A 14,958-nucleotide genomic window follows, 5' to 3' on the forward strand; every position below is an offset into this window, starting at 1 on the left:
CGGCGGGGGTAGCTAGCCTCAGGATTTGCTTTCCAGCAGAGTAGTGTAGAGATTGACGTAAGCGTCAATCATATGGTCGGCAGTAAACATCTCTTCAAAACGACGACGCGAGTTTTCGCCATAGCGGCTGGCGGTTTCATCGTTATGCCAGAGCTCATTCATCGCCTCCACCAGCGCCCGACTGTCATTCGGCGGGATCACGCAACCATTCACTTTGTCCTGGTTAATGAACGAGGTCCCGGTGCCGATCTCACAGGAGATCAGCGGCCTGGCGAAGCGCGCGCCTTCCAGTAACGTAATGCCAAACGCCTCGGAGCGCAGATGCGAGGGGAAGACCACGCCACGGCAGAGCTGGAAGAGAATGTATTTATCTTCGTCGTTGAGCATGCCGGTAAACACCACATTGCTCAGCCCGCGCTGCTGCGCTTCACGACGCACTTCCGCCTCCAGCGGCCCTCCCCCGACGATCACCACCGGCAGCCGGCTACGCTCGGCGGCATCCAGCAGAATGTGCAGCCCTTTGTAGTAGCGGAAAGCGCCGACGAAGAGGAAGAAGTTATCGCCGACGGTTTCCCGCCAGTGCGCCACCCGCTGCGGATCGTGCTGCACGTCATGCTGCTCCAGACCAAACGGGATCACCACCGTTTTATCCTGATATTTTTTCAGGGTCTGGCTGGAGGCCACGTAGTTGGGCGACGAGGCGACGATGCAGTCGACGCTGGCGAGAAATCGCTCCTGCAGCGGCTGGTACAGCTTCATCAACCGTTTTTGTTTCACAATATCAGAATGATAGGTCACCACCGTTCTGGCGTCAGGCCGCGCCGAGAGATGCAACATATCCATGAATGGAAACGGAAAATGGTAGTTGATGATGTCGTAATCATCTTTAATCTGCTTAAAACGCTTTAACGCTTTCAGCGAAAACGGCGTGGAGGCAATTTCAAAAAGCTGCTTATTATAAATGACCCGATGGTCTTCGTAGGCGACAGGTCCTGTCTCTTTGTCCGGGCTAAAAGTAAAAACATCGGCTGCGATTCCCCGGCGGGCGCAGCCCTGACTGAGCTGATAAATGACCTGCTCAATACCGCCGTAGGTATCGGGATAGTAGGTCTTATAGACGTGTAGAACTCTCAACTGACACCCTTAGAGTAATTTATAGGCGTTAATGGTCTGGGTCGTACAGTTCTCCCACGAAAACTGTTTCGCCTGGGCAAGACCGCGCGCGGTGGCGATTTCCCGCCAGCTATCATCCTGCAGGCTCTGCAAAATATGCGCGCTAATCGCGTCTACATCATTAGGATCGGCAACGAGGCCGGCATCGCCAACCACCTCAGGCAAAGAAGTGACATTGGAACATACTACCGGCACACCGCAAGACATCGCTTCAAGAATAGGTAAACCGAATCCCTCGTAGAAGGAGGGATAAACAAAGGTTCTGGCCGCCGCGTACAGATAAGGCAGGTCTTCATCCGGGACATAGCCCAGGTAACGGATCCACCCTTCTCGCGTACCGCGCTCGACTAACTGCCACAGCACATCGTCTTCCCATCCACGATAACCGCTGAGGATCAGCGGGTAGCGCATGCGGGTCTCCATCGGCAGCAGCTGATAGGCCTGCAGCAGACCGCGGATATTTTTACGCGGCTCCATGGTGCCGATATACAACGCATAGCCCTGCCACGCCAGCTGATATTTCTGCAGGACCGGCAGGCACTCCGCCGGGCTGCGCGGAATATAGTCGCTGCTGCAGGCCAGCTTGGTGGTGACGATCCGCTCCGCCGGATAGTTGAACAGGCGGATGATTTCACTGCGCGAGAAGTCAGAGACGGTCAGGATCAGCTTTGCCGAATCCAGGCTCTCGTGCAGGGACTTCTCCATATAGCGAACCCGATCTTTTGGATGATATTCCGGGCAGGTAAATATAGAGATGTCATGAAACGTGGTTACGGCGCGTTCCAGGCGATGCGGCAGATAGAAGTTAGGGCCATGGTAAATGTAGTCTTTGTAATCGCGCAATGCCCACGCCTGGCGCCGCGGATGCAGCAGGCGATACGCCTCAATCAGCAGCGGCTGGCGGCGCAGAAACGCCGACAGACGACCATGATTGCTGGCTTTGGTATCGCTTTTATTCTCAACCTGGGGGATCTGGTCGATAAACGACGCGCCGTGAAACAGCTTCAGCTCTTCGATTTCACGAGCAACCGCCAGTCGCTTAACCAGTTCCAGGGAATACCGACCGATGCCCGTTAACGGATATTTAATTGGCTCAGTAGCAAAAATAATTTTCATAACGAACTCATCACAAGGGCCACCGGGGCGGCCCTGTTGATAGCGATTATTGCTTCGCGGCTGGCGCGATAATCGGCAGGTTTTTCAGGAGAAATTCCGCGCTCTGCTTCCAGGTTAACCAGTTGATATTTTCGGAGCGAGGATGCGCGTTTTGCTCATACAGGGCTAACCAGTCTTCGACGGCCTTAGCAATGTCAGCCGGCGCCTCCCCGGAGAAATACCACGCATGTTCCTGAGCAATCTCTTTAAACACCGGGATATCGCGGATAATCACCGGCAGCTTTTTCTGCGCCGCTTCAATCAACGGCAGGCCAAAGCCCTCCCCCTGCGAGGCAAAGATCAGCGCCCGTGAACGAGCGTATAGCTCGGCCAAAAACTCGTCGCTGATATTCTGCAACCAGAACAGCTTTTTGTTCAGCTGAGGATGATGGCGTAATTTTTCGCACAAGCTGTCAACGTTCCAGCCCTGTTTGCCGACGATAAACAAGTTGTAGTCTTTGCCCTCGCGCCACAGCTCCTCGAAGGCGGCCAGCGTCTGGGCGTGACCTTTGCGCGGCTCCATGGTGCCCACCATGATAAATGACGGGGCTGCGGCCATCGTGGCTAACAGCGCCTGTGCATTGTCCGGCATGCCAGTGGACGGTACGCTGGCATCGAGGTCGGCGCCCAGATGGAAGTTGCTGACGGTCAGCAGCGGATTCGGTTTCACCCAATGGCTATTTTCCGCAATCCACGCTTTCACATCCTCGGCGACGCTTGCAGAGACGCAGATCAGCCGGTCGGCATGCTCCGCGAGGCAGGACAGCCAGATCGGGAATTCACGCTGAATGCCTTCGATACTCCACTCCGGGCGTCGTAATGGCAAAATATCATGCACCACGAAGCAGGCGAACGCCCCGGCGGCGCGCATGCTGTCAATTTGCGTCACCACCTCCGGGAAGAGATGCGCGGTCAGATCGGTGGCGATCAGAATATCATCTTTGCTGAACAGCACCGGCTCGTCGGCACCATATTCGCCCGGGAAGTTACTGGACAGATATTGGTTAGCGTAGCGGTAACACTCGCCTGGGGTGTAGTAGACGGCGGAAACCTTATAACCCGGCACGCCGGATTTCAGTAATTCGCTGAGAATACTGCGCGAGACGCGCTGGATCCCGGTCTTCGCGTCATGCTTCGCCAGAACCGAAATGTCCACCAGCAGCTTGCGGGTATGCTGCTTAAAGCCATTGCGCGCAACGGCCCACGCCAGACCGAGACGGTCGACTTCGCTCAGCGCATCAATTTTCTGCATCGTCTGAATCCGCGAGGCGGTCACGCCTTCCGCCTGCCCAGCATGTGCCCCTTTGGACGACTGCAGCAGACGAGAGAAACCATCGATCGCCAGATGGGCGGTATTGGCCCAGGAGAATTTGGCCGACTGCGTCAGAGCATGCGCCTTCAGCTCACGGTAAAACGCCTCATCGGTCAGCGCCTTCTCCATCACCCGGCGAATATCCTGCACGTCATGCGGATTGAACATCGCATCTTCCCAGCCAATGACTTCCGGCAGGCTGGTAATGTTTGAACCTAAGGTCGCCGCCCCGCAGCGCATCGCTTCCAGCGGCGGCAGGCCGAAACCTTCATGCAGCGACGGGAACACAAACAGTTTGCACAGGTTGTACAGGGCAATCAGATCGTCGTCGGTCAGGAAGCCGGTAAAGATAAGCTGACTGCGGGAGAGGCCATAGCTTTCCGCCAGACGCAGAATACGCTCCAGATCTTCAGGATGCACCTTATACGCGAGCACCATCGGATAGCGCTGCTGCAGTTCGGCAGGCAGCATGCTGTAAGCATGAATAAGCGCTTCAATGTTTTTCCGCGGCTCGATCATCGCCAGCGTTAGGATAAACTCATCCGGCAGGCTGTATTTGTCTTTTAAAGACTGAATACGCTCAGCGGAATAATCGATCACCGCAAACTCTTCGCCCACCGCCGAGGAGATGTTCAATACCCGATCGCTGGCGATGTCGGTATATTCGATCACTTCCTGGGCCGCCGACTGCGAAATAGCGAAGATCGCATCCGCCCGCTCAAACTCCGCCAGCTTGTTCATATAAAACTCGCGGAAATTCGGGTCGCCGAGATAACGTTCTTTATTTAACAGCGGGATCAGATCGTGGCATACGCACACCGTCTTCCACGGCACATTGTCCGCCGGAATAGACACGGTATAACTATCCCCATGGCCTTCGAAGAAGCTAATAACATAGACAATATCAGGCGCGATATTGGCGATAGCGATATCGCGGGCCGCCTGGGCGGCTTTGCTACGACCGTGGTTATCGATATTGCAATAGGCCGTTGGCGCGACGGCGGAGAAGATGAACATATCTTCGTCCGTCAGCAGGTCCCGATAAGCCATTTTTACATCATTAATATTGTCAATGGGATACATACCATTGATCAGAATACTGACGCGATGCTCACCGGCATTTTCAATAATGGCGCGGCTCATGGCCAGGGTACTGCGACCGATACCGCGGAATTTGCTTTCCGACTGGTAGCCCTGGACATCAATCAAAATATGCAAGTTAATCTCCTTATTTATTTTTCGTTAGTTTGAGATAAATTTCATAAACCTCCGGAGGTAGAAGCTCCGGATGCATCACTTGCAGCTCAGTCTGCGATAAAATCTGCGCATCAGCCTGATACTGGCTATGCGGCAGCGGATTCATACGACGATACAAACGGTATGCCGGTTGATAAAGACCCAGCTTATGTAACCCATTTACCGCGGTATGTTTTACCTGCGGATGTTTTCTCATAAACGAGAAAACAAAGCGCAGGACGCGCTTAATAAAATGTTTACAACGCTGCACGAAACCATACTGTCTCAGCAAATGGATCTGCAGTCCCAGATAACGATAACCCTTGGTCATTCTCCAGGAACGGCTGCGATGGATTTTTTCAATTTCCTGGCGAAGCTGCTGGTTTTCGTTATGTAAATGGTGAATCTCCCGGTTCGCGGCTTCCAGTCGCTGGAGGAGCTCAGCGGTTTCCGGCGGCAGCTCGGGCTGAATGTCAGCCTGGGCGTGAGCTTTTGCCGACTCCAGCAGCGCGGTCAGCTGCGCCATATTCTCAGTCAGCCAGCTCAGCTCATGGCTGACTTCCACTGGCTGTTGCGCTTTTTCGACTAACGCATCCTGTGCCGCCTGCAGCTGAACGATCTGCTGCTCCAGAGCCTGGATTTCCCCACGCATCGCCTCCGAGCCGGCACTTTCATTGCGCACCCGGGACTGAAGCTCCAGCAGCACCGTTTCCTGAGCGATAATCCACTGCTCCGTCGCCCCACGCTGCTGTTCAGCTGACGGCAGTTTCGCTTTCTTGTCGAACAGCGACAACAGCAGAGCAAAGTTCCAGCTGTCAACCGGCTCCTGCCAGACTGCATACAGCCAGTTTGACCACGGCTGCGGCAGGTTGAACGGATGCACGGGCGCCGAGCGCCAGAAACCGTTTAAGTTTTTGTTTTCGGCAAACAGCTCATTCACAAACACGAAGAACGACTGGACAAGGTTTGTCGGCCAGCTGCAGTCCTGTGGGGTGGTGACGATAGACCCGAAGTCGATTAAGCGGGCATGCTGCCGGGCATCGACCATCACGTTCCACGGGCGTACATCGTCATGCCAGAACCCTTGCTTCTCCAGCGCCGCTAAGGAACGGAGCAAGCTGCCAAGGATTTTTTCACGATCGATCTCTTCCCCGGCCGCCAGCATATCGCTCAGCAAGCTACCCGGGAGCTTTTCCATCACCAGCCAGCCAGACTGGGCGTTTTCGCCGTGGGCCAGTAATGCCGGCGCGTCAAAGCCCGCTGGCGGTTGCGCCAGGAACTTTATTTCATTATGCAGTTCATGTTTATTACGCTGGCTCTCTTCCGCCGTCAGGATGCCGTGAGGCATGTCGTAATAGAAAAACTTGCACACATAATCTTCGCCAAAGAAGTAGCGACGGCTGCGCTTATGCGCCAGGCCGGCCCCGGCATAGGGCTGATTTTGCCAGTGCTGGAACGGCTGATTAAAATCGTTGAGCAGCACCCGGTGGTTGCTGACCAGGTACATCGGGCGCGGAACGGGGGATAAATGGGTATCAAACTCGCCAATCAGGCGATAAAACGCGCACTGCTCAATCAGTTCGCGCGGATCTTCCGGCTGAGAAACGCCCCAGTAGAGCGGTTCTTCTTTCACCGCCAGCTCAAGGATCACCGCCTGGGTAACATCCGCCAGGCGCGAGAGCAGACGTTTAACTTCATCGATACCATGAAGATGAACAATATGATGAAACACGCTTAAGCCAATGGCCAGATCAAACTCGCCCTCTTCCAGCGCGGCGATCACCTCTTCAATTCTGCCTACCCGGAATTCGGCGGCAAAGTCGGGGTTTTCTTCGGCCAGCGCGCGGCACACGTTAATATTTTCCTGCTGGAAATCGATACCAACGATAGTCGCGCCTTTGCTTGCCAGGCTCAGGCTGAAAAAGCCCTGAGCGCAGCCCAGATCGAGAACTTTAAGCGGGCGGCCCAGCGCCCGGGATAAGTTATCGTACTGTTCGGTAATCAAATCGAGACGTTGATTACAATCGCGAGCGGCGTCGCCATCCCACTCGGGATGTCCAAAAATAGTTTGATAAATCTCAGGTAATTCGCTAACCAGCGTGTTTAAGTTTTTAGTCATGGAATCGTTTTTCTCAACGTCATTGGTAGCTAGTAAAGGACGACTTAAGATCGATGACACCCCAGAAATCCATGCTCTTGGTCACATGTAAAATAATGGAGTCGTAACGTCTGTCCAGCGGCGTCATATCCGTCTGCGGGTTGCCGGCAGAGATACCAAATGACAGCAGGTAATCGCCACTGTTTAAATCCACCGGAAGGCTAAATTTAAACACCCGAACATCGCCGCGGGAAACCGAAATATTCTCGCGCCCTTCTGAGGCGAGGAAAGAGTTGGTTCCGTAGAGGAATAAGCCATCGAGAGTCTTAATCAGGATGCCTGGCACCACGCAATCAAAATCGTATTCAAACACGACCTTCATCAGAAAATCGGTCTGCTGATTGCCCGTCAGCGATGGCGGAAAATCAACCCCGGCGCTCTGAATATGGTAATCGATGATTTTCGCGCCCCCCTGCCCCCAGCGGTACTCTTCCGGACGGTAGCCTGGTCGCGTGTGGTACACATCTTCAATCTCATCGAGCGACATCTGGCTTTCACCACTGGCTGACGAGGTAGCCGTTTCGCTTTTCTTCGCGCTGTCTTTATCAGGTTTGCCAAACAGCTCATCCAGGTAACGGTTGGTCACGTCACGGGCGGTGCCGTCCATGCAGATGTCACCATTTTTGAGGAAGATGGCGCGGTCGCAGTGCTTGACGATATCCCCGGCGCTGTGGGAAACCAGCAGCAGCGTGGTGCCCTGCTTTTTGAAGTCCGCAATGCGGGCGTAGCACTTCGCCTGAAAGCGGGAGTCGCCAACGGAGAGCGCTTCATCGACGATCAGAATATCCGGGCGAGAAGCGGTAGCCACGGCGAACGCCAGACGCATTTGCATGCCACTGGAATAGATACGGACCGGCTCTTCAATGTAGTCGCCGATATCTGCAAAGGCTTCGATCTCCGGCATTAAGCGCTCGATCTCTTCGCGGCTCAGGCCCATCATCAGCCCGGACATATACACGTTCTGCCGGCCGGTAAAGTCGGGATGGAAACCCATGCCCAGCTCCAGCAGCGCAGCGACGCGCCCCTGGATCTCAATGCTGCCTTTGGTGGGCTGGGTGGTGCCGGTCAGCAGCTTCAGCAACGTACTTTTACCTGCGCCGTTCACCCCGACAATACCGACTGCTTCACCGGGTTCAATGCTGAAATTGATGTCTTTTAACACCCATTTTTTGCTGTGCCGCGGCTTATCGCCCGGCAGCAGTTTCTCAATGACCCGGTTCCATTTGGATGGGTAATATTTATACGCCTTGCCGACGTGCTGAACTTTGATACTCATGATTAAATCTCGTCCACAATATCAGCGGCATGTTTTTTAAATAAACGCCAGGCAAATAAAAACAGAATGACCGACACCACCGTGACCGGAAGCAGCGCCATCCAGTCAGGGCTCTGGTGATAGAGCATCACATTCTGGTAGGAACCGATAATGGTCGCCATCGGGTTATAGGCCAGCAGGCCTGATACCCATTCCGGCAGCGTTTTGGACACGTAAACAATAGGCGTAAACCAGAACCAAAACTGCAGCAGGATATTGACGAACTGGCCGATGTCGCGGACAAAAACGTTCAGCACGCCGAGGATAATCCCCAGGCCCAGGGTGAACAGCATCTGGACGATCAGCACCGGAATGATTTCAAAGAAAATCATGCCCGGGAAATTCCCCGTGACGATCAGAAACAGCACAAACAGACCGAAAATGATCAGAAAGTTAATGAACGCCGAAGCCGTGACGATGATCGGTAAACAGATCCGCGGAAAGCTGAGCTTTTTAAGAATGTTGGCGTTGGTCAGAAAAACGTTGACCAGACTGTTAAGCGTTTCCGTGAACAGCCCCCAGGTTAACACCCCGGAACAGAGGTAGATGCTATAGGCAAAAGGGCCGTCCATGCCCGCCAGGCGGGCACGCATTAACTCAGAAAAGATTAATGTATAGACGGAAATCATGGCGATCGGCTGTAAAATCAGCCATGCCGCGCCTAAAAAGCTGGTCTGGTAACGGGACTGAAAGTCCCGTTTAACGCTGTCAATAATAAAGCCACGGTAGCGATAGATCGCTGAAAACATAGGACTCAAAGCGATTCCTCTTTTAACAGGTTAAGCAGCTCGGCGGTTTTCTCGTTCATCAACGCCGTATCCGCTCTGGACTCCACGTTCAGACGCACCACCGGCTCCGTGTTGGACGTGCGCAGGTTAAAGCGCCACTCAGGGTATTCAATACTGATACCGTCCGTTGTGTCGATGTGGGCGGCCGCCGGCTCATACTGCGCCCGGATGCGGGCAATCGCCTCCGCCGCATTCCCCAGCTTGCGGTTGATCTCCCCCGACGCCGGGAATGCCGCCTGGCGGTCCGCCACCAGCGATTTCAGCGAACTGTTCTTCAGGCACAGCAGCTCCGCCACCAGCAGCCACGGGATCATCCCGCTGTCGCAGTAGGCGAAGTCGCGGAAGTAATGGTGCGCGCTCATCTCCCCGCCGTAGATGGCATCTTCCTGGCGCATCCGCTCCTTGATGAACGCATGCCCGGTCTTCGACATCACCGGCTGCCCGCCGCTGCGGGTCACGATGTCCACCGTGTTCCATGTCAGACGCGGGTCGTGAATGATTTTCGCCCCCGGCTGCTTCTGCAGGAACGCTTCCGCCAGCAGGCCGACAATGTAGTACCCCTCGATAAACGACGCCTCGTCATCGAACAGGAAGCAGCGGTCGAAGTCGCCGTCAAAGGCGATGCCCATGTCTGCCTGATGCGCACGCACCGCGTCGGCGGTATCCTGGCGGCACTCCGGCAGCAGCGGGTTCGGGATACCGTTCGGGAAATGGCCATCCGGCTGGTGATGCACCTTGATAAAGGTCACCGGCGCCCCGGCCGCCGCGAAGCGTTTCTCCACCTCATCAATCACGTGCCCCGCCGCCCCGTTGCCGGAGTTCACCACCAGCTTCAGCGGACGGGTGAAGTTCGCCAGGTCCACGTAGCCCATCAGGTGGTCGACGTACTCCTTCAGCACCGATACCTGACGCAGGGTGCCGCGACGCGCCGGGTCCACCGGCGGGAACTGGTTCTCCTCCGCCAGGCGCTGGATATCCCGCAGGCCGGTGTCGCCGCTGATGGGCTTCGCGTTCTCGCGTACCAGCTTCATGCCGTTGTAGTTCATCGGGTTGTGGCTCGCCGTCACCTCGATACCGCCGTCCACCCCGAGGTGGAAGGTGGCGAAGTAAATCTCTTCCGTACCGCTCAGGCCGATATCCAGCACGTCGGTGCCGGCGTCCATCAGCCCGCGGGCCAGCGCCAGCTTCAGCGACTCGCTGGTGAGGCGTACATCGCCCCCCACCACTATCTTCCCGGGTTTCAGAAATTCGCCGTAGGCGCGGCCGATACGGTAGGCGATGTCCTCGTTCAGTTCCTCGCCCAGTTCACCACGGATGTCATAAGCCTTAAAGCATGTTAACTGTGTCATTCTGCGTTTTGTCCCGAAAAAAAATTAGCAACGACCATACTGGTCTTTAATACGAATAATGTCGTCCTCGCCGAGGTACGACCCCGACTGGATCTCCAGCACTTCCAGCGGAATGCGGCCCGGGTTTTCCAGGCTGTGCTCGGCGCCAATCGGAATAAAAGTGGACTGGTTCTCGGTCAGCAGGAACTGCTTGCCGTTGACCGTCACCTGGCCGGTACCGGCGAGAATGACCCAGTGCTCGGCGCGGTGGTGGTGCATCTGCATCGAGAAGGCGCCGCCCGGTTTCACGGTGATACGGTTGACGTTGAAGCGCGGGGTCTGAACCACCACGTCGCAGCGGCCCCAGGGACGGTAAATCTCGCGGTGGCGCTTGTACTCGCTGCGCTGGTTCTGCTTGAGGAACTCGACCGCCTTCTTCACGTCCTGGGAACGCTCGCGGTTCATCACCAGCACGGCGTCCTTGGTGCTGACAATCACCAGGTTTTCCACGCCGATGGCCGCCACCAGCTTCTCGTCGCTGTTGATGTAGCAGTTTTCGCTGTTGTGCACCCACGCGTCGCCGCTGAGGACGTTACCCTGCTCATCTTTCGGGCTGACCTCCCACAGGGCGGACCAGGAGCCGACGTCGCTCCAGTCGGCATCAAGACCGACCACCACCGCGTCGGCGGTTTTCTCCATCACCGCGTAGTCCACAGACTCATCCGGGCACTCGCAGAAAATGTCATGCGGAATGCTGATGAAGTCGCTGCCGTTGTCGGCGGCATTGACCGCGGCCTGGCAGGCTTCGAGGATATCCGGGCGGAATTTGGCCAGCTCGGAGAGGTATTTTTTGGCGCGGAACATAAACATGCCGCTGTTCCAGTAGTACTCCCCGGAGGCGAGGTAGGCCTCGGCGCGCTCGCGGTCCGGCTTCTCCACGAAGCGGGCCACCTGGTACGGGGTGTGGGCGCTGTCGGTGAGGGCCACGCCGCGCTGGATATAGCCGTAGCCGGTTTCCGGGGCGTTCGGCACGATACCGAAGGTGACCAGATGGCCTTCATCGGCATACTGCTCGGCGACGCGGATGGCGTCGTGGAAGACTGGCTGGTTATTGATGATATGGTCGGCGGCGAGAACCAGCATCAGCGGGTCGTCGCCGTGGCGGGTGGCCTGAAGAGCCGCCAGGGCGATGGCCGGGGCGGTGTTGCGCCCGACCGGCTCAAGAATAATGTTGTTCGACAACTTGTTGAGCTGGCGCAGCTGTTCTGCCACCAGGAAGCGGTGCTCTTCGTTACAGATGACCATCGGTTCATGGATTTCAAGGCCCGAGAGTCGGGTGATGGTTTCCTGCAGCATGGAGTTCTGCCCGTACAGCCGGAGGAACTGTTTCGGGTAAAGCTCGCGAGACATCGGCCAGAGACGACTGCCGGTACCACCAGCCATAATTACAGGAAGTAACATAATGAAATCCTTAAATAAATAATTGCTTTATTTTACTATCAATCAATCGACCGTCGGGTGGAATGGCCTTTTTCAGGCACGCTACCGCCATTGGCTGTCGCAACCAAAATGCGTACTGCTCCCGTGCTTCAGGCTAAACGCCACCCTCTTTCGCTTCAGGTTGTCGGCAGAACGTTCACTCAGCGGTCTGAAAAGCCAGCCTGACGGAACGGGTGTCCTGAAAACCTAAAAGCAGAGATATACCTTCAGGCATATCTCTGCTTTTAACATGCATCTTCCCTCACCTGGCCGCCAAACGCACCACACTTTCCGCATTTGCCGCCGGGTTAACCATCAGGACTTTCTCATTTACGCAGGGTATCACGCGTGCGCTTTCCGCCACCGACGAAAGGGAAACAGGCGGCCTGCCGGTGCCAGCAAGCGTCAGAAAGGAGCGTCCACGATGCGGGGAAAGATAAGAAGAGACATCGCTTTCGCCGCCAGGGAGACAACGCGCGGCCAGGCTTGATGGCCCTTTGCACATGGCGACGGCGCTTTGTTCCGACAGGAGGGATAAACGACTCATGCTCTACACTGCACATTCCACAAAGAAAATCGTCCGCAGATTATAGCGCTGGTCGCGGGGAATAAAAATAAAAAAGCCTACTGATTAATGGATTACTCAAATAATACACATTATAAACATTCACTAAACAAACAAAACCAATCTAATCCATTGATATTCATCAAAAAACCAGAGAAAACACTGCAGAGATTTTGCCCATTTGCTAAATCATCCGCTGACGAAAATATAACTTTAAACAAAATTACGCCATACCGGGGGGATTGGCGACCTTTATGATTGCACCATGAATCGCTAAACCGCTGACAGGTCATAAGGTTATTATTCGACAGCTAACAGTCAAATGAGAAACGTTGTTATTTATCAGCCTTTGCCACCACGATTTTGCCAGAAAAAAGCGCCCTTCACTTCACGCCTGGCGGATAAGACGCGGCAAAGCAAGTGATCCCAGCCGCAAGCCAGTGTAAAATCGGCCGTTATGTAGAACGGGATATCCACACCCCGGAGGAAAAATATGAAGTTTTTGGTCACTGGTGCCGCAGGTTTTATCGGCTTTCATATCGCGCAGCGCCTGCTGAATGATGGGCATGACGTTGTCGGGATCGACAACATGAACGACTACTATGACGTCAGCCTGAAGCAGGCCCGTCTGGATCGCCTGTCCTCTCCGGCATTCCATTTCCAGCAGCTGGATCTTGCCGACCGTGAGGGTATGGCGACGCTGTTCGCCGCAGAACAGTTTGACCGCGTGATCCACCTGGCGGCCCAGGCCGGCGTGCGCTATTCGCTGGAAAACCCGTATGCCTACGCCGACGCAAACCTGATGGGGTACCTGAATATTCTGGAAGGCTGCCGCCATACCAAAGTGAAACACCTGGTATACGCCTCCTCCAGTTCGGTTTACGGCCTTAACCGCAAAATGCCGTTCTCCACGGAGGATTCCGTCGATCATCCGGTTTCCCTGTACGCCGCCACCAAGAAAGCCAATGAGCTGATGGCGCATACCTATTCCCATCTGTACGGCATCCCGACCACCGGGCTGCGCTTCTTTACGGTCTATGGTCCGTGGGGCCGCCCGGATATGGCGCTGTTCAAGTTCACGAAAGCGATGCTGGCAGGGAAAAGTATCGACGTTTACAACTACGGCAAGATGAAGCGCGATTTCACCTATATCGACGATATCGTCGAGGCGGTGGTGCGCGTTCAGGATGTGATCCCGCAGGCCAATGCCGACTGGACCGTTGAGAATGGTTCCCCGGCTACCAGCTCCGCGCCGTACCGGGTCTATAACATTGGCAACAGCTCGCCGGTGGAACTGATGGATTATATCACCGCCCTGGAAGAAGCCCTGGGGATGGAAGCGAAGAAGAATATGATGCCGATTCAGCCGGGCGATGTGCTGGACACCAGTGCAGACACCCAGCCGCTGTATGACCTGGTGGGCTTTAAGCCACAGACATCAGTGAAAGAAGGCGTGAAGAACTTCGTGGAGTGGTATAAGGATTACTATCAGATCTAACCTGTCTCTGCCCTGCCGCAATCCGCTGATTGCGGCAACGGATAAGCATCCCGTATTGTCTTCCTTTATCATTCATTTCTTTACCCGAGCCTGGCACAGGCTATACTTTTTTGTGCTAAAGAATAATTTTTAATGGTTTTAACGACGGTGCTGAAACCAGTTTCATCTGCACGCCAGCGAAAAAGCCAACAACTTTAAGCCTGGTCCCCTGCTATTACTCTTTTCAATACTATTTTTAATGGCTCCTTCAGCATTTTCTCCTGATAAATAAAAGACATTACTTTCTGTAGGAATTTTCTTAAGAACAGGATATGTTAGAGATCGCAATTCAGCGCTTCCGGGCTGAAGTGTTGCTTAACATGCTAATGATTCAACCAACAAAAAGCTGTGGTAGATATTATGGAAAACCTATTTTTCTTAGTGGTGGCTGCCATACTACTTGCTGTGTCTGTTTTCTTTTTAATTTCATATCTGAAAGACAGAAAGAAAACAAAACTGACGTTTAATAAACGCAAGTGGTAAGACTCGCTCCATATTGCATTTAGATTAAGATAATATTAAGAGATAAAAAAATGATATGACAGAATGACCGTTCATTCTGCGTTTTGGCGTGGCCTTAAGGCAAGAAAAAATAACGTTACTCGCGCCCTGTTCCACATATTTCCTCAGGGCATAAATAACAAAAGCCTGCGTTGCAGGCTTCGTTTTACCTCCCGGCGCTTATCTCCGGCATCTACATCACAGTGACGGTAGCTCTTCACAAGGTAAGTTTAACTTATCGGACCTGTTTTCAACCCGCAACGGGTTTTGAGCAGGATCGTTAGGTTCATCACAATTTATTGAAAGTATAGTGGACAGTAGGAAGGTTAGGCTTATGATAATATATTTCTTTATCTACGTTACTTATTCTTACTCATGTTCCACCCAGCATTTTTTAGTTAAAAAAAAGGT

General features: G+C 54.3%; 10 protein-coding genes. 2 read left to right on the plus strand and 8 right to left on the minus strand.

From position 1 onward, the window contains the following. Window positions 1-18 precede the first annotated feature (18 nt). Genes wbdC through CE636_RS06780 form a run of 8 tightly spaced genes read right to left on the minus strand, consistent with a single transcriptional unit; the run spans window position 19 to window position 11,926 of the window. Window positions 19-1,134 carry an N-acetyl-alpha-D-glucosaminyl-diphospho-ditrans,octacis-undecaprenol 3-alpha-mannosyltransferase WbdC gene (wbdC, locus tag CE636_RS06745; RefSeq protein WP_017899708.1) on the minus strand — a complete coding sequence of 372 codons (1,116 nt, stop codon included), beginning with the start codon at window positions 1,132-1,134 and terminating at the stop codon, window positions 19-21. Between the two features lie 9 nt (window positions 1,135-1,143). Further along, window positions 1,144-2,289, minus strand: coding sequence for a glycosyltransferase family 4 protein (locus tag CE636_RS06750; protein ID WP_004203596.1), 1,146 nt, complete (start codon window positions 2,287-2,289; stop codon window positions 1,144-1,146). A 46-nt stretch (window positions 2,290-2,335) separates the two neighbouring features. Continuing rightward, entirely contained in the window at window positions 2,336-4,858 is a 2,523-nt protein-coding gene (wbdA, locus tag CE636_RS06755; protein WP_017899709.1) for a polymannosyl GlcNAc-diphospho-ditrans,octacis-undecaprenol 2,3-alpha-mannosylpolymerase WbdA, read from the minus strand. A gap of 10 nt (window positions 4,859-4,868) precedes the next feature. Next, window positions 4,869-6,995 (minus strand): class I SAM-dependent methyltransferase, encoded by a 2,127-nt coding sequence (locus tag CE636_RS06760; RefSeq protein ID WP_017899710.1) that lies wholly within the window; start codon window positions 6,993-6,995, stop codon window positions 4,869-4,871. A gap of 19 nt (window positions 6,996-7,014) precedes the next feature. Then, window positions 7,015-8,310 carry an O9 family O-antigen export ABC transporter ATP-binding subunit gene (gene wzt / locus CE636_RS06765; RefSeq protein ID WP_004203600.1) on the minus strand — a complete coding sequence of 432 codons (1,296 nt, stop codon included), beginning with the start codon at window positions 8,308-8,310 and terminating at the stop codon, window positions 7,015-7,017. A 2-nt stretch (window positions 8,311-8,312) separates the two neighbouring features. Further along, window positions 8,313-9,098, minus strand: a complete 786-nt coding sequence (gene wzm / locus CE636_RS06770; protein ID WP_004203602.1) for an O9 family O-antigen export ABC transporter permease subunit — start codon at window positions 9,096-9,098, stop codon at window positions 8,313-8,315. Between the two features lie 5 nt (window positions 9,099-9,103). Beyond that, window positions 9,104-10,486, minus strand: coding sequence for an O9 family phosphomannomutase RfbK (gene rfbK / locus CE636_RS06775; RefSeq protein WP_017899711.1), 1,383 nt, complete (start codon window positions 10,484-10,486; stop codon window positions 9,104-9,106). Between the two features lie 24 nt (window positions 10,487-10,510). Next, entirely contained in the window at window positions 10,511-11,926 is a 1,416-nt protein-coding gene (locus CE636_RS06780) for a mannose-1-phosphate guanylyltransferase/mannose-6-phosphate isomerase (protein ID WP_012967599.1), read from the minus strand. A 1,076-nt stretch (window positions 11,927-13,002) separates the two neighbouring features. On the opposite strand from CE636_RS06780, the gene CE636_RS06795 reads away from it, so the two are divergent. Beyond that, window positions 13,003-14,007 (plus strand): NAD-dependent epimerase, encoded by a 1,005-nt coding sequence (locus tag CE636_RS06795; RefSeq protein ID WP_017899712.1) that lies wholly within the window; start codon window positions 13,003-13,005, stop codon window positions 14,005-14,007. A 399-nt stretch (window positions 14,008-14,406) separates the two neighbouring features. Then, window positions 14,407-14,529 carry a small membrane protein gene (locus CE636_RS28590; protein ID WP_000429184.1) on the plus strand — a complete coding sequence of 41 codons (123 nt, stop codon included), beginning with the start codon at window positions 14,407-14,409 and terminating at the stop codon, window positions 14,527-14,529. Window positions 14,530-14,958 lie beyond the last annotated feature (429 nt).

The sequence above is a fragment of the Klebsiella sp. LY genome (assembly GCF_004010915.1).
Lineage (GTDB): Bacteria > Pseudomonadota > Gammaproteobacteria > Enterobacterales > Enterobacteriaceae > Klebsiella > Klebsiella quasipneumoniae.